Source organism: Allobosea sp. Root670, from assembly GCF_001429415.1.
GTDB lineage: Bacteria > Pseudomonadota > Alphaproteobacteria > Rhizobiales > Beijerinckiaceae > Allobosea > Allobosea robiniae.
The window spans coordinates 32,612-58,958 of sequence record NZ_LMJU01000003.1 but is presented as its reverse complement, the minus strand read 5'-3'; the positions used below and the strand labels follow the sequence as shown (position 1 = coordinate 58,958).

General features: G+C 65.7%; 24 protein-coding genes and 1 pseudogene. 12 read left to right on the top strand and 13 right to left on the bottom strand.

Annotation, left to right across the window (positions count from 1 at the left end):
• Nucleotides 1-3: 3 nt before the first annotated feature.
• On the top strand, nucleotides 4-888 hold the full coding sequence (locus ASE61_RS07110; RefSeq protein WP_061966183.1) for a DUF6772 family protein: 885 nt from the start codon (nucleotides 4-6) through the stop codon (nucleotides 886-888).
• Complete coding sequence (locus ASE61_RS07105) at nucleotides 888-1,223, top strand: hypothetical protein (protein ID WP_061966181.1); 336 nt, start codon at nucleotides 888-890, stop codon at nucleotides 1,221-1,223. Before ASE61_RS07110 ends, ASE61_RS07105 begins: the two co-directional genes overlap by 1 nt.
• Before the next feature lie 425 nt (nucleotides 1,224-1,648).
• Here the strand turns inward: ASE61_RS07105 and ASE61_RS07100 are convergent, their stop codons facing one another.
• Complete coding sequence (locus tag ASE61_RS07100; protein WP_061966178.1) at nucleotides 1,649-2,842, bottom strand: pyridoxal-phosphate-dependent aminotransferase family protein; 1,194 nt, start codon at nucleotides 2,840-2,842, stop codon at nucleotides 1,649-1,651.
• A gap of 219 nt (nucleotides 2,843-3,061) precedes the next feature.
• Here ASE61_RS07100 and ASE61_RS07095 point away from each other — a divergent pair.
• From ASE61_RS07095 to ASE61_RS07075, 5 genes and pseudogenes are all read left to right on the top strand, one after another.
• Nucleotides 3,062-3,691: pseudogene (locus ASE61_RS07095) on the top strand (GntR family transcriptional regulator); the annotation flags it as partial.
• A 171-nt stretch (nucleotides 3,692-3,862) separates the two neighbouring features.
• Nucleotides 3,863-4,843 (top strand): Bug family tripartite tricarboxylate transporter substrate binding protein, encoded by a 981-nt coding sequence (locus ASE61_RS07090; protein WP_061966174.1) that lies wholly within the window; start codon nucleotides 3,863-3,865, stop codon nucleotides 4,841-4,843.
• Nucleotides 4,844-5,021: 178 nt separating this feature from the next.
• Nucleotides 5,022-5,522: a tripartite tricarboxylate transporter TctB family protein gene (locus ASE61_RS07085; RefSeq protein WP_061966172.1), complete on the top strand. Its 501-nt coding sequence runs from the start codon at nucleotides 5,022-5,024 to the stop codon at nucleotides 5,520-5,522.
• 10 nt (nucleotides 5,523-5,532) lie between these two features.
• Nucleotides 5,533-7,068, top strand: coding sequence for a tripartite tricarboxylate transporter permease (locus tag ASE61_RS07080; protein ID WP_061966170.1), 1,536 nt, complete (start codon nucleotides 5,533-5,535; stop codon nucleotides 7,066-7,068).
• Complete coding sequence (locus tag ASE61_RS07075) at nucleotides 7,065-9,983, top strand: FAD-binding and (Fe-S)-binding domain-containing protein (protein ID WP_061966168.1); 2,919 nt, start codon at nucleotides 7,065-7,067, stop codon at nucleotides 9,981-9,983. The genes ASE61_RS07080 and ASE61_RS07075 overlap by 4 nt, the downstream gene beginning before the upstream one ends.
• A gap of 59 nt (nucleotides 9,984-10,042) precedes the next feature.
• Here the strand turns inward: ASE61_RS07075 and ASE61_RS07070 are convergent, their stop codons facing one another.
• The gene (locus ASE61_RS07070) at nucleotides 10,043-10,681 is read right to left on the bottom strand and encodes an isochorismatase family protein (protein WP_061966166.1); all 639 of its coding nucleotides are present in this window, start codon (nucleotides 10,679-10,681) and stop codon (nucleotides 10,043-10,045) included.
• 143 nt (nucleotides 10,682-10,824) lie between these two features.
• On the opposite strand from ASE61_RS07070, the gene ASE61_RS07065 reads away from it, so the two are divergent.
• On the top strand, nucleotides 10,825-11,481 hold the full coding sequence (locus ASE61_RS07065) for a TetR/AcrR family transcriptional regulator (RefSeq protein ID WP_061966164.1): 657 nt from the start codon (nucleotides 10,825-10,827) through the stop codon (nucleotides 11,479-11,481).
• Between the two features lie 32 nt (nucleotides 11,482-11,513).
• Here the strand turns inward: ASE61_RS07065 and ASE61_RS07060 are convergent, their stop codons facing one another.
• Genes ASE61_RS07060 through ASE61_RS07045 form a run of 4 tightly spaced genes read right to left on the bottom strand, consistent with a single transcriptional unit; the run spans nucleotide 11,514 to nucleotide 15,077 of the window.
• The gene (locus tag ASE61_RS07060; protein WP_162260078.1) at nucleotides 11,514-12,206 is read right to left on the bottom strand and encodes a GntR family transcriptional regulator; all 693 of its coding nucleotides are present in this window, start codon (nucleotides 12,204-12,206) and stop codon (nucleotides 11,514-11,516) included.
• A 33-nt stretch (nucleotides 12,207-12,239) separates the two neighbouring features.
• Complete coding sequence (locus ASE61_RS07055; RefSeq protein WP_061966159.1) at nucleotides 12,240-13,070, bottom strand: ABC transporter permease; 831 nt, start codon at nucleotides 13,068-13,070, stop codon at nucleotides 12,240-12,242.
• Between the two features lie 8 nt (nucleotides 13,071-13,078).
• Nucleotides 13,079-13,954, bottom strand: coding sequence for an ABC transporter ATP-binding protein (locus ASE61_RS07050; protein WP_082617283.1), 876 nt, complete (start codon nucleotides 13,952-13,954; stop codon nucleotides 13,079-13,081).
• Between the two features lie 28 nt (nucleotides 13,955-13,982).
• Entirely contained in the window at nucleotides 13,983-15,077 is a 1,095-nt protein-coding gene (locus tag ASE61_RS07045; protein WP_061966157.1) for an ABC transporter substrate-binding protein, read from the bottom strand.
• Between the two features lie 236 nt (nucleotides 15,078-15,313).
• Here ASE61_RS07045 and ASE61_RS07040 point away from each other — a divergent pair, with 236 nt between their 5' ends.
• The 4 genes from ASE61_RS07040 to ASE61_RS07025 are packed head-to-tail and all read left to right on the top strand — an operon-like array spanning nucleotide 15,314 to nucleotide 19,423.
• Entirely contained in the window at nucleotides 15,314-16,447 is a 1,134-nt protein-coding gene (locus tag ASE61_RS07040; protein WP_061966155.1) for a pyridoxal phosphate-dependent aminotransferase, read from the top strand.
• A gap of 45 nt (nucleotides 16,448-16,492) precedes the next feature.
• Nucleotides 16,493-17,275, top strand: coding sequence for an SDR family oxidoreductase (locus tag ASE61_RS07035; protein WP_061966153.1), 783 nt, complete (start codon nucleotides 16,493-16,495; stop codon nucleotides 17,273-17,275).
• 13 nt (nucleotides 17,276-17,288) lie between these two features.
• Complete coding sequence (locus ASE61_RS07030; RefSeq protein WP_061966151.1) at nucleotides 17,289-18,170, top strand: alpha/beta fold hydrolase; 882 nt, start codon at nucleotides 17,289-17,291, stop codon at nucleotides 18,168-18,170.
• Between the two features lie 2 nt (nucleotides 18,171-18,172).
• Entirely contained in the window at nucleotides 18,173-19,423 is a 1,251-nt protein-coding gene (locus tag ASE61_RS07025; protein WP_061966149.1) for a M20 family metallo-hydrolase, read from the top strand.
• On the opposite strand, the gene ASE61_RS07020 is transcribed toward ASE61_RS07025, so the two are convergent.
• From ASE61_RS07020 to ASE61_RS06990, 7 genes are all read right to left on the bottom strand, one after another.
• The gene (locus ASE61_RS07020) at nucleotides 19,424-20,152 is read right to left on the bottom strand and encodes an MBL fold metallo-hydrolase (RefSeq protein ID WP_200959609.1); all 729 of its coding nucleotides are present in this window, start codon (nucleotides 20,150-20,152) and stop codon (nucleotides 19,424-19,426) included.
• Between the two features lie 296 nt (nucleotides 20,153-20,448).
• On the bottom strand, nucleotides 20,449-21,240 hold the full coding sequence (locus ASE61_RS07015; protein ID WP_061966145.1) for an enoyl-CoA hydratase/isomerase family protein: 792 nt from the start codon (nucleotides 21,238-21,240) through the stop codon (nucleotides 20,449-20,451).
• A gap of 20 nt (nucleotides 21,241-21,260) precedes the next feature.
• Nucleotides 21,261-22,151, bottom strand: a complete 891-nt coding sequence (locus tag ASE61_RS07010; RefSeq protein WP_061966275.1) for an ABC transporter permease — start codon at nucleotides 22,149-22,151, stop codon at nucleotides 21,261-21,263.
• Nucleotides 22,148-23,104 carry an ABC transporter permease gene (locus tag ASE61_RS07005; protein WP_061966143.1) on the bottom strand — a complete coding sequence of 319 codons (957 nt, stop codon included), beginning with the start codon at nucleotides 23,102-23,104 and terminating at the stop codon, nucleotides 22,148-22,150. The genes ASE61_RS07010 and ASE61_RS07005 overlap by 4 nt, the downstream gene beginning before the upstream one ends.
• 33 nt (nucleotides 23,105-23,137) lie before the next feature.
• On the bottom strand, nucleotides 23,138-24,709 hold the full coding sequence (locus ASE61_RS07000; RefSeq protein WP_082617269.1) for an ABC transporter substrate-binding protein: 1,572 nt from the start codon (nucleotides 24,707-24,709) through the stop codon (nucleotides 23,138-23,140).
• Between the two features lie 58 nt (nucleotides 24,710-24,767).
• The gene (locus ASE61_RS06995) at nucleotides 24,768-25,910 is read right to left on the bottom strand and encodes a thiolase C-terminal domain-containing protein (RefSeq protein WP_061966139.1); all 1,143 of its coding nucleotides are present in this window, start codon (nucleotides 25,908-25,910) and stop codon (nucleotides 24,768-24,770) included.
• The gene (locus ASE61_RS06990; protein ID WP_061966137.1) at nucleotides 25,907-26,326 is read right to left on the bottom strand and encodes a Zn-ribbon domain-containing OB-fold protein; all 420 of its coding nucleotides are present in this window, start codon (nucleotides 26,324-26,326) and stop codon (nucleotides 25,907-25,909) included. The genes ASE61_RS06995 and ASE61_RS06990 overlap by 4 nt, the downstream gene beginning before the upstream one ends.
• Nucleotides 26,327-26,347: the final 21 nt, after the last annotated feature.

Below are 26,347 nucleotides of genomic sequence, written 5' to 3'. Positions count from 1 at the left end.
GCCATGACCCAGCTCGACGACCTCAGGCGCGCGATCCGCGAGAGCGACCCTGCCTTAAGCCGCTTCGACCCGCTGCCGCGCATCATCTGCCTCGACGATTTCGACCGCGGCATGTGCGGCTGGACCCAGCTCGTCGGCAATTATGAGGATACGCTGGACGCGATGCTGCCGGGCTATGCCCAGCACAGCCATGCCATGCTCTCGACCCTGCCGAACTGGGATTTCGGCTCGCATGGCGGCGTCGACGGCTCCTATGCGCTGAAGATCGCGACCCGGCCGAAGAAAGGCGCGCAGAATGTCGCGATCAAGCGCCTGACCTTCCGCAAGGCCGGGCCGATCCGGCTGGAGGCCTATTTCACCTTCAAGCCGGAGGCGACGGAGCTCGCGCTCTCGGAGACCGATATCCGCTCCTTCGGCTTCCTCTACGATCTCCAGATCGGCGACACCTCGGGGCCGGGCGACCGGGTGATGCCGCATCTGCGCTTCCTGAATGCGCAGGACGGCCAGCACATCCAGAAATGGCAGTTTAAGCGCAAGACGACGCCGATCAAGCCGATCGGCACCGCCGGCAAGACGATCACGCACTACCACCTCGCTCCCGATGACTGGGAGGATCTGCCGGGTGGCGAGCAGCGGCTTTGCTACAACGAGATCCCGACCAAGGTGAACTGGCATTATCTGCGCTTCGATTTCGACCTCGCCGCGATGCAGGCGACACGGTTTCAGGTCAATGACCGGGTCTTCGCCATGGATGGCTACGACTGCATCCGCATCCCCGCGATGAAGAACCTGTGGTGCATGCTGAACCTCGCCTTCTTCGCGGAGACGGATACCGACAAGCGCGCCTTCGCCTATCTCGACTCCGTCTGCCTGTCGGGGGATTTCTGATGCTGCCCGAGAACCTCACCGCCGTCGTTGCCCGCAATGAAAGCTGGACGGCTGAAAGCGCGACCGAGCCCTACGAGGCCGGCTGGGCGAAGGAGGCGATCGTCTTCGTGCGTGCGCTGAAGCCACCGACAGGCCCGTTGCCGAAAGCGCGGATCGAGATCTCGGCCGATGGCCTGCACTGGTGCGCCGAGGGCTCGGAATTCGACCTGCCGGCCGCGAGGGACGCCGTCACCTTCCAGCGGGTGAGCCATTTCGGCAATTTCCTGCGCGTCGCCGCGTCGCTGCCCGATGGCGCCGAGATCACCGTGCTGGTGACGCTTCACCTGAAGGCGTGATCCGCCGATAGGGCCATGGGCACAATCCGACCGGCGTCACGATGAGCCTGGCGCGGCGCAAGCGGCTGCGCGGCCCGTCTTCGGCCGAGCGCGGCGAGATCAACCGGCCGGTGACGATCGGGGTGCGATCGTCTCGCCCGACGATCTCCTGATCGGCGACGATGACGGGCTGGTTGCGCTGACGCCGGCAACGATCCGCGCCCGCATCGCCGATGCCGAAGCCCGGCTGGTGCTGGAGGCGAAATGGGAGGCGGCCCTGACGGCCGGAGAGACGGCGGAGGCCGTCTTCGGCCTGAAAGCGCCGTAGGGCCGGGCCGTCCGACAGGACGCGCGATGCCCCAGGCTTGCTTGATTTTCACGGAAGCGGGTCGTCATCCCGGACAAGCCCGGGATGACGGCGTGGTTCCGTATAAAATCAGCAGCCTCTAGGCGACGGCCGCGACCGCTGTTTCGTTGGCCTTGTCCTGCCCTTCGAAGCTCGCCATCGCCGCGGCGACGCCGCCGCTGCGATGCGGCACGCCGGCCGCCGACAGGCCGAGCTCGACGCCCGACAGCGCGCCGAGCAGGCTGAGTTCGTTGCATTCGCCGAGATGGCCGATGCGGAAGACCTTGCCGGCGACCTTGCCGAGACCGGAGCCGAGCGAGATGTTGTATTTCTCCAGCGCGATCTTGCGGAAGCGGTCGGCGTCATGGCTCGGCGGCATCAGCACGGCGGTCAGGACCGGCGAATATTCGTCCGGGTTCTGGCAGAGCACTTCGAGCCCCCACGCCTTGACGGCGGCGCGGCAGGCCGCGGCCAGGCGCTGGTGGCGGGTGAAGACGTTGTCGAGCCCTTCCTCCTGCAGCATCGCGAGCGCTTCCTTCAGGCCGTAGAGCAGGTTCGTCGCGGGCGTGTAGGGGAAGAATCCGCTGGCGTTGATCTTCACCATCTCCTGCCAGTCCCAGTAGGAACGCGGCAGCTTGTTGGTCTTCGACGCCGCGAGGGCCTTTTCGGAGATCGCGTTAAAGCTCAGCCCGGGCGGCAGCATCAAACCCTTCTGCGAGCCGGAGACGGTGACGTCGACCTGCCATTCGTCGTGGCGGTAGTCGACCGAGGCAAGCGACGAGATCGTATCGACCATGAACAGGGCGGGGTGGCCGGCGGCGTCGATGGCCTTGCGGATCTCGGCGACACGACTGGTCGCGCCGGTCGAGGTCTCGTTATGGACGACCATCACCGCCTTGATCGCGTGGGCCTTGTCCTCGGCGAGCCTGGCCTCGATCGCGGCCGGATCGGCGCCATGACGCCAGTCGCCCGGGATGAACTCGACGTTGATGCCGAAGCGCGTGGCGATCTGCTTCCAGAGTGTCGCGAAATGCCCGGTCTCGGCCATCAGCACGGTATCGCCGGGGGAGAGGGTGTTGGTGATCGCCGCCTCCCAGGCACCTGTGCCGGAGGAGGGGTAGATCACGACCGGTTGGCTGGTCTTGAAGACGGCCTTGGAGCCTTCGAGGACCTCCTTGCCGAGCGCGCCGAACTCGGCACTGCGATGGTCGATGATCGGCATCGCGATCGCACGCAGGATGCGGTCAGGGATCGGGCTCGGGCCGGGAATATGTAGGAAATGACGACCCTGCATGACGTTGTTATCCTCCCTTCGGCGCGCGGTGCGCCGTCACCTCACGTCATTTTGCATTCATTCTTTGGAAGATCAAGCTTGTCATGTAATTCATATGGGCAGATAGCAGGGCTCGACAGCGGGTCTGCGTCAGCTTAGCTGGAGATCATGAGCGAGACATCCATGAATGCAGATGAGGGCCGGAGTCGGGAGGCGGTGGAGGCTGCCAGGTCGTCGGGGACGCTCCATGGCGAGTTGCTGGCGGCGCTGCGCGACTTCATTGTCGAGGGGCATCTGGAGGACGGTGTGCGCATCCCCGAGCGCGCGCTGTGCGAGCGCTTCAGCATCTCGCGGACGCCATTGCGCGAGGCGCTGAAGGTTCTCGCGGCGGAGGGCTTGATCGAGCTTCTTCCCAACCGCGGCGCGCGCGTGCGCGAGCTGAGCGCCGCCGATCTGCGCGAGCTTTTCGATGTCATGGGCGGACTGGAATCGCTGGCCGGGCGCCTGGCCTGCGAGCGCATAACCGACGCTGAAATCGCGGAGATCGAGCGGGTTCACCATGAAATGTACCATTTCTACCTGCGCCGGGACGTGCACGGCTATTTCCGCTGCAACCAGGCCATCCACCAGATGATCGTGGCGGCCGCGGGCAACACGCTGCTGGCGTCGACCTATGCCGGCTTGGCCGGCCGCATCCGGCGCGTCCGCTATGCCGCCAACCTGGCGAAGGACCGCGACAGGCTGAGCGAGGCGATGCGCGAGCATGAGGCGATCCTGGACGCGCTGCGCCGGCGCGCGGGCAGCGAGTTGAGCGACATCCTGTTCCTGCACCTCAGGAACAAGCTGAAGGCGGCCCAGCCGGCGGCCTGAGCGCAGGCGACCTCGGAATTGATGGTGTCTGCGATCGCGAGGCTGACGGCAGGGCAGGGAATGTTTCGTTCTCAATTCCACGGGTTTCATCTTTTAGATTGAATGCAAAATTTTTTGGTCTAGGGTCGCTCCCATGGCGCCGTCAGAGCGCGATGAAGGGAGAGAAAGACCATGAAGCAGCATTGGCTCGCCGCTACCCTGTCGCTCGGCGCCATCGCGCCCGCCTTGGCCTGGGAGCCGACGAAACCGGTCGAGATCGTCGTGCCGTTCTCGGCAGGCGGCGCCTCCGACCAGATGGCGCGGACGATCCAGGGCATCATCCAGAAGCATCAGCTCACCAAGCAGCCGATCATCGTCGTCAACAAGCCGGCCGCCGGCGGCGCCGAAGGCATGCTCGACATCCAGAAGTCGGCCGGCGACCCGCACAAGCTGATCACCACTTCGAGCGGCATCTTCATGACGCCGATGGCGACCAAGCTGGCGCTGAACTGGACCGACTACACTCCGGTCGCGATGCTGGCGCAGGATTCCTTCCTGCTCTGGGTCAACGCCAAATCGCCCTACAAGAACGCCGGCGACCTGATGGCGGCTGCCAAAGCGGCGAGCCCACCGATGAAGATCGGCGGTACCTCCTCCAAGCGGGAGGACAACCTTCTCGTCTTCGCCATGGAGAAGCAGGGCGGCACCAAGTTCGCCTATATCCCCTACACCTCCGGCGGCCAGGCCTCGACGCAGTTGTCGGGCGGGCATGTCGAAGCCACCACCAATAATCCGGCCGAGGACCTCGCCAACTGGCGCGGCGGTGCCACCCGCCCGCTCTGCGTCTTCGCCGAGCAGAAGATGGTCTATAGCGAGAAGGTCGCGGACGGGCAGTCCTGGGCCGACATCCCGACCTGCGCCTCGCAGGGGCTGAATGTCAGCTACCAGATGCTGCGCGGCATGTTCATGCCCGGCAAGGTCACGAAGGAACAGCAGGCCTTCTATGTCGACATGTTCAAGAAGGTCTCCGAGACGCCGGAATGGAAAGAATACCTCGCCCGCAACGCGCTGGCGGCGGATTACCGCGATGGCGATGCCTTCGTCTCCTTCCTGAAGGCGGATGAGGCGAAGCACGAGAAGCTGATGACCGAAGCCGGCTTCATGGCGAAGTGAACGGGTGACCGTTGCCGGGGTGCCTCGTCATCCCGGGCGAGCAAAGGGAAGACCCGGGATCCATTCCGGAACGCTTCAGGAATGGATCCCGGATCGGCGCCGCAAGAGCCTGTCCTTGGGCCGACCGAAGGTCGGACCCGAGGGCGGCTTGTCCGGGATGACGCGCGAGGAACGGTGAATGACGCAACCAGTTGAAGCTGAAGCCCAGGAACCCGGCATCTCGCGCCGGCCGGTCGAAATCGCCACGGCGCTGCTGCTGATCGGCCTCGCCGGCATCGTGCTCTACGACTCGCATGGCCGTGGCGCCGGCTGGGATGGCGGCCCGCAGAACGGCTTCTTCCCGGCCCGCGTCGGCTGGATCTTCCTCGCCGCCTCGCTCTTCATCCTCTGGCAGTCCTTCCGCCGGCCGGATGCGGTCTTCGTCACCTATGGGCAGCTGCGCCAGGTCGTCAGGGTGCTGGGACCGCTCGTCCTGTTCGTGGCGCTGATCCAGCCGCTTGGAATCTATGTCGCCTCGGCTGTCTTCATCGTCACCTTCATGGCGGTGGTCGGGACGTCGCGCTGGTGGTCGATCGGGCTGACGGCGCTGCTCGTACCGATCGCCTGCTTCTGGATCTTCGAACTGCAGTTCCGCGTGCCCCTACCAAAGGGCCCGCTGGAAGCCATGCTCGGCTATTGAAGGGTCACCGATGGACGATCTCTCCTCGCTCATCGCCGGCTTCCAGGTCGCGCTCTCCTGGCACAATATCGGTTTCATGGCGGTCGGCGTCATCCTCGGCATCATCGTCGGGGTGCTGCCTGGCCTCGGTGGACCGAACGGCGTGGCGATCCTCTTGCCGCTGACCTTCGGCATGGACCCGACCTCGGCGATCATCCTCTTGTCGTCGATCTACTGGGGCGCTCTGTTCGGTGGGGCGATCACCTCGATCCTGTTCAACATCCCGGGCGAGGCCTGGTCGGTCGCGACCACCTTCGACGGCTACCCGATGGCGGTGCAGGGCAAGGCTGCGGAAGCGCTGACGGCAGCCTTCACCGCCTCGTTCATCGGGGCGCTTTCCGGCGTGGTGCTGATCACCTTCGTCGCGCCGCTGGTCGCCCAGTTCGCGCTCAGATTCGGCCCGGCCGAGTTCTTCGCTGTCTTCCTTCTGACCTTCTGCTCGTTCATCGGCATGGGCCGGGAGAACCGCGCCAAGATCATCGCCTCGCTCTGCATCGGCTTCCTGCTGGCGGCGGTCGGCCTCGATTCGATCTCGGGCGACCTGCGCATGACCTTCGGCTCGACCGAGCTGATGCGTGGCTTCGACTTCCTGATCGTCGTGATCGGCCTGTTCGGCGTCAGCGAGATCCTGCTGACGGTCGAGGACGGGCTGGTGTTCAAGGGCAAGCAGGCCAAGATCGACCTGATGGTGGTGCTGCGGACCTGGGCCGGCCTGCCACGCTATTGGGCGACGCTGCTGCGCTCCGCGGTCGTCGGCATGTGGATGGGCGTGACGCCGGGCGGCGCCATCGCCGCCTCCTTCATGGGCTATGGCCTGGCCAAGCGCTTCTCGAAGCGCGGCAAGAATTTCGGCAAGGGCGAGATCGAGGGCGTGCTGGCCCCCGAGACCGCCGCGCATGCCGCCGGTACCAGCGCGCTGCTGCCGATGCTGGCGCTCGGCATTCCCGGCTCGGCGACGGCTGCCGTCCTGCTCGGGGGCCTGCTGGTCTGGGGGCTGCAGCCCGGGCCGATGCTGTTCGTCGAGCAGAAGGAGTTCGTCTGGGGCCTGATCGCCTCGATGTATCTCGGCAATATCGCCGGACTCGTCATCGTGCTCGCCACGGTGCCGCTCTTCGCCGCGATCATGCGGATTCCGTTCTCCTTCGTCGCGCCGGTGATCCTGATCGTCTGTGCGATCGGCGCCTACACGATCTCGAACTCGATCTTCGACATCTGGCTGATGCTGATCTTCGGCATCGTCGGCTATCTCTTCAAGAAGCTCGACTATCCGCTCGCCCCGATGATCCTGGCACTGGTGCTGGGTGATCGCGCCGAGGACGCCTTCCGTCAGGCGCTGCTCGGCTCGGGTGGCTCGCTCGGCATCTTCTGGGCGAACGGGCTGGTCACGACGCTCGTCATCCTCGCCTTGCTGCTGCTCTGCTGGGGGCCGGCCAGCGATGCCATCGCCGCGCTGCGCGGCCGCGGCCGCGGCCGAACCGATCCCGAGACCGCCGAGGCCACACGATGACGCAGGCCGCGCTGCCGCGCCCGCATAGCCGCAATCTCGGCTTCGAACGCAAACTGTCGCAGGCGCTGGAAGGGGAGGTCCGCTTCGACGCCTTCACCCGTGGGCGCTACGCCACCGATGCCTCGATCTACCAGATCGTGCCGCAGGGCGTGGCCTTTCCGAAGAGCGAGGCCGATATCGCGGCGGCGCTGACGATCGCGGCCGAGCACGGCGTGCCGGTGATCGCGCGCGGCGGCGGCACCTCGCAAAACGGCCAGCCGATCGGCGATGCGCTGATCCTCGACATGAGCCGGCAGTTCAACGCGATCCGCGACTATGATCCGCAGCAGCGCACGATCTCGGTCGCGCCCGGCCTCGTGCTAGAGGCGCTGAATACGCGGCTGCGCAAGGACGGTCTGTTCTTCCCGGTCGAGCCCTCGACGGCGAGCCGCTGCACGATCGGCGGCATGGCCGGCAACAACTCGTCGGGCGCGCGCTCGCTGCGCTACGGCAAGATGGTCGACAACGTGATCGCGCTCAAGGCGATGTTCCATGACGGCGAGCCCTTCGCGCTCGGCGAGGGCGCTGTGCGCGACAATGCCTCGCCGCGGGCCCGCGACCTGATGACGGGGATGCTGGCGCTGGCCGGACGGCATCGCGAGGCGATCGAGGCGATTTTCCCGAAGGTGCAGCGCCGTGTCGGCGGCTATAATCTCGACGAATTGATCGTGCCGCGGCCGAACCTGTCGCATCTGCTCGTGGGCTCGGAAGGCACGCTCGCGATCACCACGGAAGCGACGCTCAAACTCTCGCCGCTGCCGCAGCATCGCGTCATGGGCGTCTGCCATTTCCCGAATTTCCGCGCGGCGATGGAGACGACGCAACATATCGTCGCGCTCGGTCCGGTCGCGGTCGAGCTCGTCGACAACAATGTGCTGGTGCTCGGCGCCGACATCCCGCTCTTCGTGCGCACGCTTGCCGACATCACCAGGGGCCGGCCGAACTGCCTGCTGCTGGTCGAGTTCGCCGGCGACGATCTCGCCGATCTCAAGCGGGACCTGAAGCGGCTCGACCAGTGCATGGCCGATTTCGGCTTCCCCGATGCGGTGGTGGAGGTGGTCGAGCCTGCCCGGCAGAAGCCGGTCTGGGACGTGCGCGAGGCCTGCCTCAACATCATGATGTCGATGAAGGGCGACGGGAAACCGGTCTCCTTCATCGAGGATTGCGCGGTGCCCCTCGAGCATCTCGCCGATTATACCGATGCGGTGACGGCCCTGTTCGAGAAGCACGGCACGCGCGGCACTTGGTATGCGCATGCCTCGGTCGGCTGCTTGCATGTGCGCCCGATCCTGAACATGAAGACGGAAACGGGCGTGAAGGCGATGCGCGGCATCGCCGAGGAGGCCTGCGAGCTCGTCCGCCGCTTCAAGGGCTCGTTCTCCGGCGAGCATGGCGATGGCATCTCGCGCTCGGATTTCGTCGAGCCGATGTTCGGCGGGCCGCTGACCCGCGCCTTCGAGGCGGTGAAGGACGGGTTCGATCCCGACAACAAGCTGAACCCCGGCAAGATCGTCCGCCCCTACCATATGGACGACCGCGACCTGATGCGCTTCGCGCCGGGCTATGCCACGCCGGTTTCCGCACAAACGGCGCTCGACTGGTCCGACTGGGGTGGGCTCGGCGGCGCGGTCGAGATGTGCAACAATAATGGCACCTGCCGGAAGATGACTGGTGGCACGATGTGCCCGTCCTGGCGCGCGACGCAGGACGAGCAGCATGTCACCCGCGGCCGGGCCAACACGCTCCGGCTCGCGATTTCCGGCCAGCTCGGCCCCGATGCCTTCACCTCGCCGGAGATGAAGGAGACGCTCGATCTCTGCGTCTCCTGCAAGGGCTGCAAGCGTGATTGCCCGACCGGTGTGGACATGGCCCGGATGAAGGTCGAGTTCCTGCATCACTACCACGCGAAGCACGGCCTGCCGCTGAAGGAGCGCCTGATCGCCTTCCTGCCGCGCTATGCGCCTGTCGCTGCCGCGCTCGCGCCCTTGATGAACCTGCGTGATCGCATCCCGCTCCTGGCGAAGCTGAGCGAACGCTGGCTCGGCTTCTCGGCGCGGCGCTCGCTCCCGGTCTGGCGCAAGCCCTGGCGCGAGGCGGCTGCCGCATCGGATGCCTCGGCGGTCAAAGGCGATGGCCGCGACATCGTGCTCTTCGGCGACACCTTCAACCGCTATTTCGAGCGCGAGAACCTGGAGGCGGCCGAGCGCGTGCTCAAGGTCGGCGGCTATCGGCTGCATCGCGTCGAAGCCGCCGGCGGAGGCCGGCCGCTTTGCTGCGGGCGCACCTTCCTGTCGGCCGGGCTGGTCGAGGAGGCACGGGCCGAGGCGCGCCGGACGCTCGATGCGCTTGCACCCTTCGTGGCGAAGGGCGCGCGCATTGTCGGCCTCGAACCCTCCTGCCTGATGAGCTTCCGCGACGAATTCGCGGCGCTGCTGCCCAAGGCCGAGGTCGAGCCCCTGGCGAAGGCCGCCCTGTTGATCGAGGAATTGCTGGCGGCCGACATGGCGGCGGGCAGGACGAAGCTCCCGCTCAGCGATCAGGGCGGGCGCGTCGCGCATCTGCACGGGCACTGCCACCAGAAGGCCTTCGACGCCATGGGAGCGGTCGAGAAGACCTTGCGGGCGGTGCCGGGGCTCGATGTGCGACCGATCGAATCGAGCTGCTGCGGCATGTCCGGCGCCTTCGGCTATGGTGCGGCGACGATCGATGTCTCGCTGGCGATGGGCGAGCTTTCGCTCTTGCCGGCTGTGCGCAAGGCCAGCGCTGACGATCTCGTGGTCGCCGACGGCACGAGCTGTCGCCACCAGATCCATGACGGCGCGCAGCGCGAGGCCGTGCATGTCGTGCGGGTGCTGGCCTCGGCGCTTCAGTCGTAGAGCAGGATGTGGCCCGCCGATCAGCCTGAGCCGGCGGGCATCGCTCGTGCTGAGCTGCTTCAGGCGGCGTTCTGTTTGTGCCAGTCTTCGAGATAGGCCAGCACGGTCTTGAGATCGGAGATATCGACATAGCGGCGGCCGAGATCGCGGAGATTGTCGCGATGGGGCTGTTCCTCGATATCGCCGACGCAATCCTCGGGGACGATGGTCCGGTAGCGATAGCTGAAGCTGTCGATCGAAGTGGCGCGGATGCAGCCCGAGGTGTTGCAGCCGGTGACGATCACCGTATCGACGCGCTCCTTGTTGAAGTAGTCGCTGACGCCGGTGTTGAAGAAGATCGAGGGTGCCTTCTTGCAGACCGTGAGATCGTAGGCGGGATCGTGGATGCGGGGGTCGAAGGCGGCGCTCGGATGGTCGTGCCGGAAGGTCTCGCGCACGGCGGTGATCTTCCAGTAGGGCATCTCGCGCTCGTTCATATAGGCCGTGTTGCAGTTCGCGACCGGCACGTTGTAGCGGCGCGCCACCTCCAGCAGCCTGGCCGTGTTCTCCACGGCGCGCATGACGAGCGGGGCGCCGCCGAGCGGATATTGGGCGTCGGTGAAGCCTGTCTGGAAATCGACGACAACGATGCCCGGCTTCTTGCCGAAGCCGACCGGAATCTCGCCGTAGCTCCGGTTCTGATAGTCGTCACTCGTCATGGCTTCTTCCCTCCCTGCGAGCATTCGTGTCGCGATCCGGGCACGGTATCCCCTTGAAAAAATCAGGCAAGATTGTTTTTTATGGCGCCGACGCGCCGGCCGGGCGAGGCAGCACAGAGGGGAGCGGACAGGTGGGCGCAGAGATGAAGCAGGCTTCGCGTTCCGAGCGCCAGCAGCAGGCGCGCAGCGTCGCGACTTATGAGCGACTGATCGGGGCGACGCTCGATGTGATCCACGATGTCGGCTACCACGCGGCGACGACGCAGGAGATCGCCGAGCGGGCGCAAGTGTCCCGTGGGGCGCTGCTCTACCATTTCCCGGCGCGGGCCGACATCATCCTGGCGGCGATGGAGCGACTGCTCGACGACGGCACCGCGGAGATCCGCGCCGTTGCCCGGCGTGTCCAGAACGGCGAATTGTCGCTCGAAGGTTTCGTCGGCTTTCTCTGGGAGCTGTTTTCCGGCCGCTTCTTCTATCTCTCGCTGGAGATGATCACCGAGGCGCGCAACGATGCCGATCTGCGCGAGCGGATGATTCCCGTCGTCAAGCGCTTCCACGAGGCGCTCGATTCGACCTGGGTGGAGTTCTGCAATCCGGAGAAGCGCACGGCCCGGGAGGCTCGCATCATCCTCAACCTGACGGTCTGCCTGGTGCGCGGCATGGGCGTGCAGACCGTGCTGCGCCAGGACCCTGGCTATTTCGCCGATATGATCGAGGCCTGGAAAGCGCTGCTGCCGCAGATCGTCGAGGGCGGAGCGGGGGATGCGATGTTCGGCGGCCCGGCGTTTCGGAAGCGCTGAAATCGGCCTGCGCGGCGAACGGAAGCGCGGGCTTAGGACATCTCCGCCAGCAGCCCGTGCCCGCCGGAGGAACGCAGGAAATGCAGCAGGTCCGACAGCCCCTCGCCCAGCAGGGTCACATGCGAGCGCATCATCTGCGCAGCCTGGACGCCGTCGCCCCGCAGGATCGCATCCATCACGCGCTCGTGCTCGGGGATCGAGGAATACATCCTCCCGGGCTGATAGGTGATGGTGCGGCGATAGGGTGAGATCTTCAGCGTCAATCGCCGCAACTCGTCCTGCAGGATGCGGTTATGGCTGGCGGCGGCGATCAGCTCGTGGAAAACGAGATTGGCCGCATAGAAGGCCTCGGCATCCTCGGCCGCCGCGGCTTCGGCACAGGAGCGGTGCGCCGCCTGGAGAAGCGCCCGCTGCTCCGGCTGGATGCGGCGCGCGGCCTGGGAAGAGGCGAAGGCCTCCAGCTCGGCGACGACCCCGAACGCGTCCAGGAGGTCGGCGAGCGACATCTGCGCGACCTGCAGCCCCTGACGGCCGCGCGACACCACGAGACCGCTGGCGGCGAGGCGCTGCAACGCCTCGCGCACGGGCGTGCGCGACATGCCGAACTGCTCGGCGAGCTGGCGCTCGTCCAGTTTGTCGCCCGGCCTCCGGATGCCCTTGAGGATTTCCTCCTCGAGGCGGTTGACCACTCCGGCCGACAGCGATTCAGGCTCTTCTGGCGTCATCGATCCGTTCATTCGCGCCATCAGGTCAGCGCCTCACCGGCTGTCTGCCGAGTAAAATCTGTTCGCGACCATCTCCGCGAGCGCCACAAGCCCATAGAGGAGCAGGCCGCAGATGCAAAGCACCACGATGGCCGCCATCGACACCTCGGTATCGGCGCGGGCCGTCGCGAAGATGATGAGATAGCCGAGGCCGGCCTGTGCCGTGATGAACTCGCCGATGATCACGCCGATGATCGCCAGCGTGATCGCGATCTTCATGCCGCTGAAGATATGCGGCAGCGCGGTCGGAAAGCGCACGCTGGTGAAGATCTGCCATTCCGTGGCCGTCAGCGAGCGGCACAGCCTCAGGATCCCGCGGTCGACGCTCAGGAAGCCGGCGGTGGTCGCGATGACCATCGGGAAGAAGGCGATGAATATCGAGAACGCGATGCGCGATTGCGAGCCGACTCCGAGCCAGATGATGAAGAGCGGGGCAAGCGCGATCTTCGGGATGAGCTGGAAGAAGATCAGGTTGGGGTAAAGCGCCTCGCGCGCCATGTCCGAATAGGTGATGAGGACGGCGATCGCGACGCCGAGCAGGACCGCGAGCAGAAAGCCGACGGCGGATTCCAAAGTGGTCGGCACCGCATGCATCAGCAGGATGTCGTAGCGGTCGACGATATAGCGCGCGATCGAGATCGGTGACGGCAGGATGACCGAGGGGACCTGGAAGATCGTGACGTAGAGCTGCCAGGCCGCCAGCACGAAAAAGGCCAGGCCGAGCGGCAGGACGACACTGCTGATGCCGGCGGAACCCCGGAAGCGGCCGGTATCGGACGCCGGAAGGACGGCGCCGGTCTCGGTGCCGATGGTGAGCTTTGCCATGCTGGACCTCACTCGATGACGCTGACGGCGGCCGGGATCGAAGCGGGCCTGGGCGCATCCTGCTCATGCCCTTCCTGCCCATGTCCATGCGCGGCTTCGATGGTCAGGCGCAGCTCCCGGCAGACCTGGGCGAATTCCTGCGTTTCCTCGATCTCGAAGCGGCGCGGCCGGGGGAACGGCATCTTCTTGTCCAGGATGATCGTCGAGGGCCGCCCGCCCATCACCACCACCCGATCGGACAGGAAGGCGGCTTCGCGGATCGAATGCGTCACGAAGATCACGGTCTTGCGGTAGGTCTCGAGGATCTCCGAGAGGGCGACATTCATCTGGTCGCGGGTGATGGCGTCGAGCGCGCTGAAGGGCTCGTCCATCAGCAGGATTTCCGGATCGTGGATCAGCGCCCGGCAGATCGCGACGCGCTGGCGCATGCCGCCCGAGAGCTCGCCCGGCTTCTTGTGCTCGAAGCCGGCGAGGCCGACCATCTTGAGCAGGCCATGGGCCCTGTCGCGATAGGTCTCCATCGGCAATTTCAGGATGCGGATCGGGAAGAGCACGTTCTCGAGCGTGCTCTTCCACGGCAGCAGCGTCGCATCCTGGAAGATGATGCCGATGTCGCGGCGTGGCGATGCGACGGGCTCGCCCGCCAACGTGATCGTGCCCGATGTCGGCCGTTCCAGCCCGGCGATCATCATCAGCAGCGTCGACTTTCCGCAGCCCGACGGGCCGAGCAGCGACACGAATTCGCCCCTGGCGACGTCGAGCGACGCGGAGGCGACTGCATGGATCGGCGACTGCCGCGTGAAATAGGTCTTCTGGACATCCGTGGCCGAGACGAGAGGTGCCTCGGCCGCGGGACGCTCCACCTTGGGTGCCAAACTCAGCATCAGGTTGTCGCCTCGTGCGATGGGCCGGTCAGGAGCCGACATATTTGCGGAACGGCGCGGCGCTCTTTTCGGCTGCGGCGAGCTCTTCCGGCGTCAGCTTGAGCTTGCCGATGAAGTCATTGGTGAACAGCGTGCCGACATCCGGCTTCACCGCTCCCTCGCCGGCTGCATATTTCATCACGAGATCGGCCATCATGGCGACCTTGGCCGGATCGGCCCAGCCAAAGCCGTTCTGCTTAACCTCAGGCACGAGATTGGTGAGGTTCGTCAGCCCGAGCCCGATCCGGGCGTATTCCTTGCCGGTCGAGGAAATGGCGACCTCGCTATTGGCCTTCAGGAAGATGTCCACGGACTCGTCGAAATTCGTCATCGTGAACTTGATCGCGTCCATGGCCCCCTGGACGAAAGCCTCGCACAGCGCCTTGTCCTGTTTTAGTCGGGCCGGCTGGGTCGTCAGGGACTGGCCGTAGAACTCGATGCCGGCCGCGGAGAATAGCATGAACCGGACATCGGTGCCGAGCGGCGCCAGGGACGGTACCGTGCTGGTGGCGAAGGCCGAGACCGCATCGACCTGTTTCTCGACCAGCGTGCGCTCGCGCACCTTGCCGTCGATCTGCAGGATCTGGAGCTTCGAGAGGTCGAGGCCCACCTTCTCGGCATAGAGCGGCAGGAACGGATACTCGCCGGAGGTCACGCTGGCGCCGAGCTTCTTGCCTTCGAGGTCCTTGGGGCCCTTGATCGGCGAACCCGACAGGACGCCGATGCCCATCAGCGCATCATAGTTGATCTGGCCGATGCAGGTGATCGGCAGCTTCTTCGCCGCCTGCACGATCACCGTCGGGGTGGCCGCCATGCCGAAATCGAAGGTGCCGGCGCTGACCGCTTGCGCCGCCGCTCCCGAGCCTGAACCGCGCGCCACAGAGACGTCGAGCCCATGGCGCTTCCAGAAGCCCTTGTCGCGCGCGACATAGGCGAAAAGGTTCGGTCCTTCGGGAATCCAGGAGGTCGTGAACGAGACCTTCTTCAGCCCCTGCGCGAGCGCGGGCATGGCGATGGCACTCGTCACGGCTGCCGCTGCAGCGGCACCGAAGCCCTTGAGAGCAGTGCGACGTGAAACACGCATCCGATATCTCCCCTTTTATTGTCGCCTGCCTGCCTGTGGCGACGCTGACACCAGCATCACCGTGATCTCCGCCGCGCGCAAGTGTCATTATGCACAAAATAAATTCCTGCATAATTTTTTACCGGCAAGCTGCGTTTTTAGGTTGTTTGGTATGCGGGTTCTGTGCAAACACTCCCCAAGAAAGAGCTTTAGGTCGATTTCATTATACCAAAATGGCGATACGCTGCGGAGATGTCATGAAAACCTTCGAGGTTCGCAATGCCCATTTCGACCGGCTGGTGAACACGGCCGGCCTGCGCTGGATGGGGCAGAACACCAATCACGCGACGCCGCATTCCGCCGTGCTGGCGGCGATGGAGAAATGCATCCGCGACGAGGAGTTCCACATCTACGCGCCGCCGGCAGGGCTCGAGGAGCTGCGCCACGGCATCGTCGCCGATCTCGGCCTGGAGGGGCAGGCGGCGCTGGTTTCCGACGGGGCTGTCGCCTCGCTCTACCATGTCTGCCACAGCCTGCTCGGGCCGGGCGACGAGTTCATCACCACCGATCCGACCTGGAACTGGCCGATGGCCTTTGCGCGCGCCGTCGGCGCGAAAGTCACGCAAATTCCGATCTATGGCGAGGAATATGGCTATCGCCTTGCACCGGAGCGGCTGAAAGCGGCGATCACGCCGAAGACAAAGGTGATCTACATCGTCGATCCGAACAATCCGCTGGGCTCGGCCTGCACGGCGGCCGAGATCGACGGCATCGTGGCAGCCGCGCGCGAGGTCGGTGCCTACCTGATCCACGACTGCACCTATCGCCATTTCGCGCATGAGCACACGCTGGCGGCGCCGCGCTATCCCGAGCGGACGCTGACCATCTACAGCTTCTCGAAATGGCTCGGCCTGGCCGGCATGCGCGTCGGTGCGGTCGTCGCCCATCCCGATATCATCGAGAAGCTCTCGGCGGCGCCCCCGAACAATCTCGGCTCGAACATCCTGTCCCAGCGCGCGGCGCTCGCCGGCCTCGGCATCAAAGCCGAGTGGTTTCCCGGCGTCCTGTCGCAGCAGCGCGCCAACCAGAAACTGATCAAGGACGCTGCCGACAGGATTCCAGGCCTGTCCCTGCCGGTCTTCCCGTCGAACGGCAATTTCGTGGTGCTCGAATGCGAGCGCGCCGGGGTAAAGCCGGAGGCGCTCGTCGCAGCCTTTCAGAAGCACGACATCATGATCCGCCAGGGCGCCTATCACACACCCAATTTCGGCGACCGGTTCGTCAAGATCAGCACCACGGTCCCGACCGCCTGGGTCGAGGAGTTCGTCGACCTGCTGCCGACCATGGTCGAGCAGGTTCGTGGCCAAAACGAAGACGTCAAACTGTTCTGAGCCGGTCTGCCGCGCCGCAGCGCTCATCAAAGGGAGAAAGCGACAATGGATCTTAAGCTGAAGGGCAAGACGGTCCTGATCACCGGTGCGTCCCAGGGCATCGGCGAGGGGCTGGCGCGCTCATTTGCCGAGGAGGGCTGCCATCTCCATGTCGTGGCGCGCTCCGGCGACAGGCTCGAGGCGCTCAAGCGCGAGCTGGAGGCCGGCCATGGCGTGACGGTGACGGCGCACGCGGTCGACCTGACGATTGCGGGCGCGGTGGAACGCCTCGTCGCGGCCGTCGGCGATATCGATATTCTCGTCAATAATGCCGGCGTCATCCCCAGCGGTACATTGTGGGACGTCGACGAGGCGAAATGGCGTGCCGGCTGGGAGCTCAAGGTTTTCGGCTATATCAATCTCACGCGTGCGCTCTATCCGCTGATGAAGGCGCGCGGCGGCGGCGTCATCATCAACAATATCGGCAATGGCGGCGAGGTTTTCGACCCCGCCTATGTCGCCGGCACGACCGGCAATGCCAGCCTCATGGCGTTCACCCGCGCCATCGGCGGCCACTCGCTCGACGACAATATCCGGGTGGTGGGCGTCAACCCGGGGCCGGTCGATACGGACCGCATCTACAACATGCTGAAGAAGCGCGCGGCCGACTGGCTCGGCGATGCCGGCCGCTACGAGGAGCTGCAGCAGCGCTATCCGCTGAAGCGCCCGGCCCATATCCACGAGGTCACCGACCTGATCGTGTTCCTCGCCTCCTACCGGTCCGGCTACACGTCCGGCGCGATCTTCACCGTCGATGGCGGCATCGCCTCGCGCCGTTCCGTGATCTGAGGGGAGCCGCGACATGGCTTTTGCCACGGCCAGCGATGGCGTGAAGCTGTTCTACGAGGAGGCTGGCACCGGCACGCCGATCATCTTCGTGCACGAGTTCGGCGGCAGCCACTGGAGCTGGGAGCCGCAGCTCAATTTCTTCGCGCGCCGGCACCGCTGCATCACCTTCGCGGCGCGGGGCTACCGGCCCTCCGACGTGCCGGAGAGCCCGGAAAGCTATTCCCAGGCGCGCGCGGCCGACGACATCGTCGACGTGCTGAGCGCGGCCGGCATCGAGAAGGCCCATGTCGTCGGGCTCTCGATGGGCGGCTTTGCGGCGCTGCATGCGGGGCTGCGCCATCCCGGCCGCGTGCTGTCGATCGTTGCGGCCGGGGTCGGCTACGGCGCCGAGAAGGCCCATGAAGACTATTTCAAGGGCATTTCCGAGCAGGTGGCCCGGAATTTTCAGGAGCGCGGAGCCAAAGACTTCGCGCCGACCTATGCCGAGGGCGCCTCGCGCGTGCAGTTCCAGGACAAGGACCCGCGCGGCTGGGCGCTGTTCGCGGAGCGGCTCGGCCAGCACGATTCGCTTGGCGCGGCGAACACCATGCGCGGCGTGCAGATGCGCCGGCCCTCGCTCTATGATCTCGAGGCGGGGTTCCGCGCCATGCAGGCGCCTCTGCTGGTCATGACCGGCGACGAGGACGACCATTGCATCGAGCCGGGGCTCTATCTGAAGCGGGTGGTGCCGCGCTGCGGCTTCGCCGTCTTTCCGAAATCCGGCCATACGCTGAATCTCGAGGAGCCCGAGCTCTTCAATCGCCTGCTCGCCGAGTTCATCGCACAGGTGGAGGCCGGGCGCTGGGGCGAGCGCGACCCCCGCGCCAACCCGGCGCAGATCATGCGGGTCGATTGAGCATGGCAGCCCCGCAGCGCCTCTCCGATTTCGTCGATAGCGAGCGTCTCTGGGCCCGCCACATGGCGCTGGCCGCGTTCGGCGCCCGCGCCGATGGTGGCGTCGATCGCCCGACCCTGTCGCCGCAGGAGGCGCAGGCCCGCGCGCAGGTGATCGCCTGGGGGCGTGCGATCGGCCTGGAGCCCTTCACCGACAAGGCGGCGAACCTGTTCCTGCGCCTCGAGGGACGCGATCCTTCGCTCGCGCCGGTCGTGGCGGGATCGCATATCGACTCGCAGCCGACCGGTGGCAAGTTCGATGGGGTTTTCGGTGTGCTCGCGGCCCTGGAAACCGCAGCGGCGATCGTGGCGCGCGGCGAGCGGCCGCTTCGCCCGTTCGAGATCGTGGCCTGGACCAACGAGGAAGGCTCGCGTTTCGCGCCGGGCATGACGGGCTCCGACCTCTTCACCGGAACCAAGGCTCTCGAGGCCGTGCTGCCCATCCGCGACGCGGACGGCATCAGCATCGGCGAAGCGGTGGCATCGATCCTGGCGGCCGACGACAAGGTACCGCTGCGGGCGTTCGGCCTGCCGATCGCCGCCTATGTCGAGCCCCATATCGAACAGGCCTCCGTGCTCGAAGAGGCGGGGATCCCGATCGGCGTCGTGACAGGGATTCAGGGGACGCGGCGTTATCGGATCCGCGTGATGGGCGAGGCCGCCCATGCCGGCACCGCCTTGCGCAAGGATCGGCGCGATGCGCTGATGGCGGCTATCCGCATGATCCGCGCCATCGACGAAGCCGCCATGGAGCCGGCCGATACGCTGCTGACGGTCGGCATGTTGCAGGTGACGCCGAACGCCCCGTCCGTCGTGCCGGCGGAGGTCTTCTTCTCCATCGATCTCCGGCACCCGGACAATGCCGTGGTCGACCGGGTCGATGCCGCGATCCGCCGCATTGTCGAGGAGATGAAGGGGAATTGCAGCGTCGAGCTGAAGCAGATCCAGCATTCGCCCTCGTTGAACTTCGCGCCCGCGATTCGCAGCGCCATTGCCGAAGCGGCTGCGGCGCGGGGCATTCCTGCGATGGATGTCTATTCGGCAGCCGGCCATGACGCGCGCCAACTGCACTATGTCTGCCCCGCCGGGATGATCTTCGTGCCATGCCGGGGAGGGGTGTCCCACAACCCCGACGAATGGGCTGAACCGGAGCATCTGACAGCGGGCGCGCAGGTCCTTGCAGACGTCGTCTGGCACCTCGCCAATTCAGCCTGATCAGCGCTGCACGCTCCAGATCTCGCCGGCCTGTGCGACACGCCCCTCCGCATGCAGTTTCTCAAGATGGGCTATCACATTGCGTTCAGCCGCCCGCCGAAGCCAGGGATCGGTCTTGGAGTAGAGCCGATCCATCAGGTCCCAGGCGTTGGATGACCCGGAGCGCAACGCTTCGAAAATCGCCTCCTCCCGCTCGACCCGCCGATTGAGCAGGTCCGCGACATAGGGCGCCGGATCCGGCAGCGGAGGGCCGTGGCCCGGCAGGTAAAGACTGTCTTTGCGTGACAGCATCAGGCGAAGGCTCGCGCAGTAAGCGGCCATGTTGCCGTCGGGCGGGGAGACGATGCTGCTCGACCACGACATCACGTGATCGGCGCTGAAGACGATCCCGTCCCGGGCTGCGAAGCAGAGATGGTCGCTGGCGTGCCCCGGCGTGTGGATCGCGAGCATGCCGGCCACCATGTCGCGATCGTGGACGAGGACATCAGGCTCGAAGGATGGATCGGCCACCCGATGAAAGGCGAAGGTCGGCGCTCCCGTCCTGGCCTTGAGGGAAGAGGTGGCGCCCAGATGATCCGAATGGGTGTGGCTGAGGAGGATGGCGCAGACCTTGCCCCCCGTTGCCGCGATGATGTCGTCGAGGTGGCCGGCATCCTCCGGCCCGGGGTCGAGCACGATGAAGCCCTCATCCGAATCGATCAGGTACGTGTTCGTGCCGTGATAGGTCATCAGGCTCGGATTATTCGCGACGATGCGCCTGACGCCTGGCAGAACGGGCAGGGCGACGCCCCGCTGAGGCTCCGGTTCCTCGAGAAAAGCCAATCTTCAGTCCTTCCGGGTCATGTTCAGGGCTCCAGCCCGACGCAACGCGCTCCGAGCTGCCGGCTTCAGGACGCGCATTGAAATCTCGCGGCCGGACGATCTTGTCGATCACGCTGATGAAGTCGGGCCGACAGATCGGTCAAGAGCCGCTATCAGCATGCCGCCGGAGCGGATGCCCGGATATGGCGAGGAACATATCCTGCCTATCCATGAGCCTGGAAGCCCTGCTCGCGGATGAGAGCGAATTCCGAACCGGCGAACAGCTCCAGTTGGGCTTCCATCTCCCGGCTGAGCGCCTGGCGGAGCAGGGCGGGCGCGGCTGCGTCGATCAGCTCAGATTGCTTCCGGAGCGCTGCCGGCGGCCGGCGCGCCAATCTGGCAGCTTTCTCGAACGCAGCGTCGGCGAGCTCGGTGGTTTCGACGACCCACTCGACGAGGCGCCAATCCGCGGCCTGCCGCGCGTCCATGACATCGCCGCTTGCCAGGAGCCATTTTGCGCGGGCGGGGCCCAGGAGCCGCGTCAGTAGCGCGGATGATCCGGTGTCGGAGACGACGCCGAAGCCGACTTCGGGAAAGCTGTATTTCAGGTCGGCACCGGCGATGCGGAAGTCGCATCCCAGCGCCAGCTCCGCCCCGGCGCCGATCGCATGGCCGTGCAGCGCGCAGATCGAGGGCTTTCCCAGCTCGCACTGCAACAGCCGCAGTTCCTGTGCCGCAAGGATAAGCTCGCGATGCGAGGCATGCTTCCCGGTTTCGAGAAAGCCATTGCGGTCCCGTCCGGAACAGAAGGAACGCCCGGCGCCCTGCAGCAGCACGGCGCGCACCGCGTCGTTATCCCGCGCCCAGATCAGCGCTTCCTTCAGCGCAGCGCGTGCCGCGTCGTTGAGGGCATTGTGCACGCGGGGACGGTTCAGGGTGATGATGCCGACGCCATCCTGGAGATCATGCAGGACCGGGGGCGCTTCATCGGTGGGTATCGCGACCTTCTCTGACATGCCGGAACTCCTCCCGCCTTTCACCGCACTCGGAATTTCGGATCGAACCAATCCCGCAGGCTGTCGCCGACGAGGCTGAAGGCGAGCACGGTGACCGTGATCGAAAGCCCCGGGAAAACGATCATCCAGGGCGCCTCGCGATAGAAGTCCGAGGTATTCCCGGACAGCATCAGCCCCCATGAGGGCTGGGGTTCCGTTACGCCCAGTCCCAAAAAGGAGAGGGCCGCCTCGAGCAGGATCGACTGCGCGATATAGGCGCTGACGAGGATCAGGAAGGGTGCGGCGACGTTGGGCGCGATATGGCGAAGAATGATCCGGGCACTGCGCAGCCCGGAGGCGCGCGCAGCCTCGACATAGGGCATCGTCACGATGGTGAGCGCCGAGGAGCGGATCACGCGCGCGGCGTTCGGGATGATCGCGATGGCGATCGCGAAGATGACGTTTAGATCGATGCCTTCGCTGGTGCTGCGACCGAAAATGGCGACGATGACGATCGCCAGCACGATGATGGGCAGAGCCAGCATGAGATCGGTCAGGCGCTGGATGATCAGATCGACCAGCCCGCCGTAATAGGCGGATGCGATGCCGATCAGCGCGCCGATCGAGCAGCCGACCAACGAGGCGGAAACGCCGATCGTCAACGCCGTCCGGGCGCCGAAGATCACGCGGGAGAAGATGTCTCGCCCCAGCGAATCCGTGCCGAAGAGATGCTCCATGGACGGCGGCTGAAGCGCTGTGTCGAACCCCAGGGCGAGCGGATCGTAAGGCGCCAGCCAATCCGCGAAGGCAGCCGCGGCAGCCATCAGGACGACTACGCACAGGCCGATCGTGCCGACCGGCTGCGAGGCCAGGAAGCGCCGCACCGCGCCCCGGCGCTGCGGCGGGATCGAAAGCTCGTCGCCCCCGCTCATCGCGACCACTCGATGCGCGGGTCGAGCCAGACATAGAGAATATCGAGCACCAGATTGGTCAGCACGAAGACCAAAGCGAGCACCATCACGATGCCCTGGATCATGACGTAGTCGTAATGGGCGACGGATTGCACCAGAAGCTTGCCGATGCCGTTGAGATTGAAGACCTGTTCGGTCACGACGAGGCCGCCCACCAGGAACGCGAATTCGAGCCCGACGATGGTGATGGTCGGCAGCAATCCGTTGCGGATGGCATGACGCCAGATCAGGTCGCGCTCCGGCGTCCCCTTCGCCCGCGCGGTGCGGATATAGTCCTCCTGCAGGACTTCGAGCAGCGAGGAGCGGACCATGCGGGCCGCGACCGCCGCATAGCGGTAGCCCACTGCCAGAGCCGGCCAGATCAGCTGGTTGAGGTTGGCGAGCGGGTCCTGCCAGAACGGCGTGTAGGTGATCGGTGGCGCCCAGTTGAACAGGTAGAGCAGCATGAGGATGAGCATCATGCCGAACCAGAAGGACGGGACGGCCATGCCCGAGGCCGCGACGAGACGGATGCAGTAGTCTAGCGGCGTTCCCGGATAGATCGCGGAGAGCGTGCCGAGCGGCAGCGCGATCAGCGTGGCGATCAGCGCCGCCATCACTGCGACCTGCAACGACAGACCGATCCTCAATCCGATCTCGCTGGTCACCGGCTGCCCGGTCCACATCGAGACGCCGAGATCGCCCCTTGCGGCGCGAGAGACCCATTCGACGAACTGGATCGGGAGGGAGCGGTCGAGCCCGAGCCGTGCGCGCTCGGTGGCGATGAGTTCCGCGCTCACCGCCGCGCCGTCGCCGCGCAGCTTCGCCTCGACGATATCCCCCGGCAGGACGCGCAGCATCAGAAAGATCAGGACGGCAACGCCCAGCAAGGTGGGGATCATCAGGGCGATCCGCCGCAAAAGAAAACCCGTCATCGCGCGTCTCTCGTCCCGATCCCCATCCGGCCCCTATTTGTCGAGCCAGATGTCGGCCAGATCCAGGTTCAGGAACTGGCTTGGCGCGAGCTTCCAGTTCTTGAGCTTGGCGTTGCTGACGATGATGCGGTTCGCCCAGAAGAGCGGCGCGTAATAGGCCTGATCCAGGACGCGGCGGGAGATCTGGGCGAGGATTTCCTTGCGCTTCGCCGGGTCGAGCTCGGCGCGCTGCTTCTCGTAGAGCGCGTCGATCTCGCGATCCTCATATTTCGCCGTATTGAACGGCGTCTTGTCGCGTGACTGATACTTGGAGAAGATCACCGTCGGCTCGTCGGTCGCCTCGGCGATCGCGTCCATCAGCACGTCGAACTGGCCGTTGGCCCGCGAAGCGACCCAGACCGGGTTTTCCAGCATGTCCTGGCGCGCATTGACGCCGATGCGCCGCCACTGGTCGATCACCCAGGTGCCGATGGTCACATAGGGCTCGCCGACATTGCGGTTGCCGAAGGCGAAGGAGAGGTTGGGCACGCCGGCTTCCTTCAGGAGCCGCCGCGCCTCGGCCCGCCGCGCTTCGATGTCGCCGCCGTAGCCCGGGAGCTTCGCCAGTTCGGCGGGGGTCTCGGCCAGATCGTAGCCGGGGCGCTGCAGGGCGCCGACGCCGCCCATGAAGGTGACGCGCGAAATCACCTCGGAGCCGCCGGTCCGGTCGATCGCGAGGTTGAGCGCGCGGCGCACCCGCACATCGTCGAACGGCTTGCGCTGCGTGTTGAAGGCGATCTTGATCATGGTCGTCATCGTGCCGCTCTGCACGGAGACGGTATCCTTGCGGGCGGCCACCAGCCGATCGCGCTGCTGCGGCGTCAGGGAGCGGAACTCGGTGTCGACCTGGTCCGATTGCAGGGCGTTGAGGATCGCCGGGCCGCTCATGAAGAACAGCTTGAAGCCGTCGAGATAGGGCTGTCCCTTGCGATGGAAATCCGCGTAGCGCTCCCCTTCCCAGGTCGAGCCGGAGACGCGCTCCTTGAACTTGAAGGGGCCCGAGCCGAGAACCTGCTTCTCGGGAAAGTGCGGGTCCGTCTCCAGCTTGGCGGCGCTGTAGACGCAGTTCAGCGGGTTGGCCAGGAGCTCGAGCAGCGCCACTTCCGGCTGCGAGAGGCGCAGGACCACCGTCAGGTCGTCGACCGCATCGATCGAGGCGATGCGCTGGAAGAGCGGTCCCCGTGCCGAGACGATGCCCTTCGGCGGCTTGCGGATTCGCTCCAGCGAAACCGCGACGTCCCGTGCCGTGAGCGGCGAGCCGTCATGGAATTTCACGCCGGGGACCAGCTTGAAGGTATAGGTCAGGCCGTCTTCCGAGACGGTCCAGTTCTCGGCCAGGTCGCCGATCACCTTCGGGTAATTCTGCGGGTCGTAGCGCACCAGAGTGGAATAGTGCGGCGCGAGCGCGCTGGTCACATAGACCGTCGTCGCGGCATGGCAATCGAGCGTATAGGGCTCGGCAAGGACGGCCTGGCGCAGCGTGCCGCCCCGGACCGGTTCCTGCGCGGTGGCGGATTGGCTGAATAGCGCCAGCACAATGGCTGCCGCTGCTGTAAGTCCACGCATTGTTTCCTCCCTGTGCGTAAGACCCCGGGCATCTTTGATGCTTCTCGGGGGACGGTCCCTAAGGCTGCTGGTTCGACATGATCACCGTTCCACTGGCCGCGAACATGCCGCCGACGCCGTGGCAGACCGAGACCTTCGCACCCTCGACCTGTGCAGGGGCGATGCCGCGCATCTGCCGGACGCTCTCCTGCAGCGCGTACATGCCGTACATGCCGGAATGCATGTAGCTGAGGCCGCCGCCATTGGTGTTGACGGGCAGCTTGCCGCCGGGCGCCGTGTTCCGCTCCCAGATGAAGCGCGCTGCCTCGCCGCGGGGCACGAAGCCGAGATCTTCCAGGCCGAAGATCGGAAGATGCGCGAAGGCGTCGTAGAACATGGCATGGTCGACATCCGCATGGGTGATGCCGGCCTCGGCGAAGGCGGTGGCGCCGGCGACACGGAAGGCGCGCGACGAGGTGAAGTCGGCCATCTGGCTGATCATCGGCGTTTCCGTGCTTTCGCCGGTTCCGAGGATGTAGACGGGCTTCTGCGGGAAGTCCTTCGCGCGATCGGCCGAAGTCAGGATCAGGGCGCCGCCGCCATCGGTGACCAGGCAGCACTGCAGGATCCGGAACGGGTAGGCAATCATCTTCGAGTTCAGGACGTCGTCGACGGTGATCGGGTCCCTGAAGCTGGCGCGCGGGTTGCGGGCGGCCCATTCGCGCTGCACGACCGCGACCATCGCCAGTTGCTCATGCGTCAGGCCGTATCTCTTCATGTAGCGCAGTACGGGAATGGTGAAGAGCGTCGGCGGCCCGCTGGGGCCATAGGGCAGTTCGAACTGCCCGGCATAGCTCTCGGGCTGCGTCGTCGGCCGCACCAGTCCGATCCGGGAACGCCCGCTCTCGCCATGGGTGATCAGCACCGTCGAGCACAGCCCGGCCGTGATCGCCGCCGCGGCATGGCGCACATGCAGCATGAAGGAGCAGCCGCCGACATAGGTGCCGTCCACCCATTTGGGCGTCAGGCCGAGATAATGCGCCACATTGGTCGGGATTTCCCCGGCACAGGCATAGCCGTCGATGTCGGAGGGCTTCAGCCCGGCATCGCGTATGGCGTTGCGCGCGGCATCGGCATGGAGCTGGATCTGCGAGGCGTCGGGGATATGTCCCATCCGCGTCGTCTCGGCGGCGCCGACGATGGCGATCGATCCGGGTCTCATCCGCGCGCCCCCACCGGGCGGAAGAGCGGCAGCGTGATCTCGTCGTCCAGCTTCTGGAAAACAACCTCAACGGCCATGTCGAGCTGCAGCGCCTCGGGCGTCTGCGGGCAGTCGACGATGTTGGACATCAGCCGCGGCCCTTCCTGCGTCTCCACCACGGCGATCGCATAGGGTGGTGTGAAGCCCGGCGCCGGGCGATGGCTGATGACGTAGCTGTAGAGCGTGCCCCGCCCGGAGGCCGCATAGACCGTGACGTCATCGGCGTTGCAATGCGGACAGAACGGGCGCGGCGGAAAATAGGAGCGCTCGCAGGCGTTGCAGCGCTGCAGCCGGAGTTCTCCTTCGCGCGTCCCCTCCCAGAAGTGCCGGGTCTCGGGGGTCGGCTTCGGCCGCGGTCGTTCGGATGGTGTCGCCATGTCGGGATGCTCATTCGTGCG

Coding starts and splice junctions, on each gene's coding strand:
- ASE61_RS07055 (WP_061966159.1), bottom strand. CDS start 13,070: ATGGCAAAGCTCACCATCGGCACCGAGACCGGCGCCGTCCTTCCGGCG.
- ASE61_RS07065 (WP_061966164.1), top strand. CDS start 10,825: ATGAAGCAGGCTTCGCGTTCCGAGCGCCAGCAGCAGGCGCGCAGCGTC.
- ASE61_RS07035 (WP_061966153.1), top strand. CDS start 16,493: ATGGATCTTAAGCTGAAGGGCAAGACGGTCCTGATCACCGGTGCGTCC.
- ASE61_RS07010 (WP_061966275.1), bottom strand. CDS start 22,151: ATGAGCGGGGGCGACGAGCTTTCGATCCCGCCGCAGCGCCGGGGCGCG.
- ASE61_RS06990 (WP_061966137.1), bottom strand. CDS start 26,326: ATGGCGACACCATCCGAACGACCGCGGCCGAAGCCGACCCCCGAGACC.
- ASE61_RS07015 (WP_061966145.1), bottom strand. CDS start 21,240: ATGTCAGAGAAGGTCGCGATACCCACCGATGAAGCGCCCCCGGTCCTG.
- ASE61_RS07025 (WP_061966149.1), top strand. CDS start 18,173: ATGGCAGCCCCGCAGCGCCTCTCCGATTTCGTCGATAGCGAGCGTCTC.
- ASE61_RS07090 (WP_061966174.1), top strand. CDS start 3,863: ATGAAGCAGCATTGGCTCGCCGCTACCCTGTCGCTCGGCGCCATCGCG.
- ASE61_RS07105 (WP_061966181.1), top strand. CDS start 888: ATGCTGCCCGAGAACCTCACCGCCGTCGTTGCCCGCAATGAAAGCTGG.
- ASE61_RS07050 (WP_082617283.1), bottom strand. CDS start 13,954: ATGCTGAGTTTGGCACCCAAGGTGGAGCGTCCCGCGGCCGAGGCACCT.
- ASE61_RS07060 (WP_162260078.1), bottom strand. CDS start 12,206: ATGACGCCAGAAGAGCCTGAATCGCTGTCGGCCGGAGTGGTCAACCGC.
- ASE61_RS07075 (WP_061966168.1), top strand. CDS start 7,065: ATGACGCAGGCCGCGCTGCCGCGCCCGCATAGCCGCAATCTCGGCTTC.
- ASE61_RS07080 (WP_061966170.1), top strand. CDS start 5,533: ATGGACGATCTCTCCTCGCTCATCGCCGGCTTCCAGGTCGCGCTCTCC.
- ASE61_RS07030 (WP_061966151.1), top strand. CDS start 17,289: ATGGCTTTTGCCACGGCCAGCGATGGCGTGAAGCTGTTCTACGAGGAG.
- ASE61_RS07020 (WP_200959609.1), bottom strand. CDS start 20,152: ATGACCTATCACGGCACGAACACGTACCTGATCGATTCGGATGAGGGC.
- ASE61_RS07110 (WP_061966183.1), top strand. CDS start 4: ATGACCCAGCTCGACGACCTCAGGCGCGCGATCCGCGAGAGCGACCCT.
- ASE61_RS06995 (WP_061966139.1), bottom strand. CDS start 25,910: ATGAGACCCGGATCGATCGCCATCGTCGGCGCCGCCGAGACGACGCGG.
- ASE61_RS07100 (WP_061966178.1), bottom strand. CDS start 2,842: ATGCAGGGTCGTCATTTCCTACATATTCCCGGCCCGAGCCCGATCCCT.
- ASE61_RS07000 (WP_082617269.1), bottom strand. CDS start 24,709: ATGCGTGGACTTACAGCAGCGGCAGCCATTGTGCTGGCGCTATTCAGC.
- ASE61_RS07085 (WP_061966172.1), top strand. CDS start 5,022: ATGACGCAACCAGTTGAAGCTGAAGCCCAGGAACCCGGCATCTCGCGC.
- ASE61_RS07045 (WP_061966157.1), bottom strand. CDS start 15,077: ATGCGTGTTTCACGTCGCACTGCTCTCAAGGGCTTCGGTGCCGCTGCA.
- ASE61_RS07040 (WP_061966155.1), top strand. CDS start 15,314: ATGAAAACCTTCGAGGTTCGCAATGCCCATTTCGACCGGCTGGTGAAC.
- ASE61_RS07070 (WP_061966166.1), bottom strand. CDS start 10,681: ATGACGAGTGACGACTATCAGAACCGGAGCTACGGCGAGATTCCGGTC.
- ASE61_RS07005 (WP_061966143.1), bottom strand. CDS start 23,104: ATGACGGGTTTTCTTTTGCGGCGGATCGCCCTGATGATCCCCACCTTG.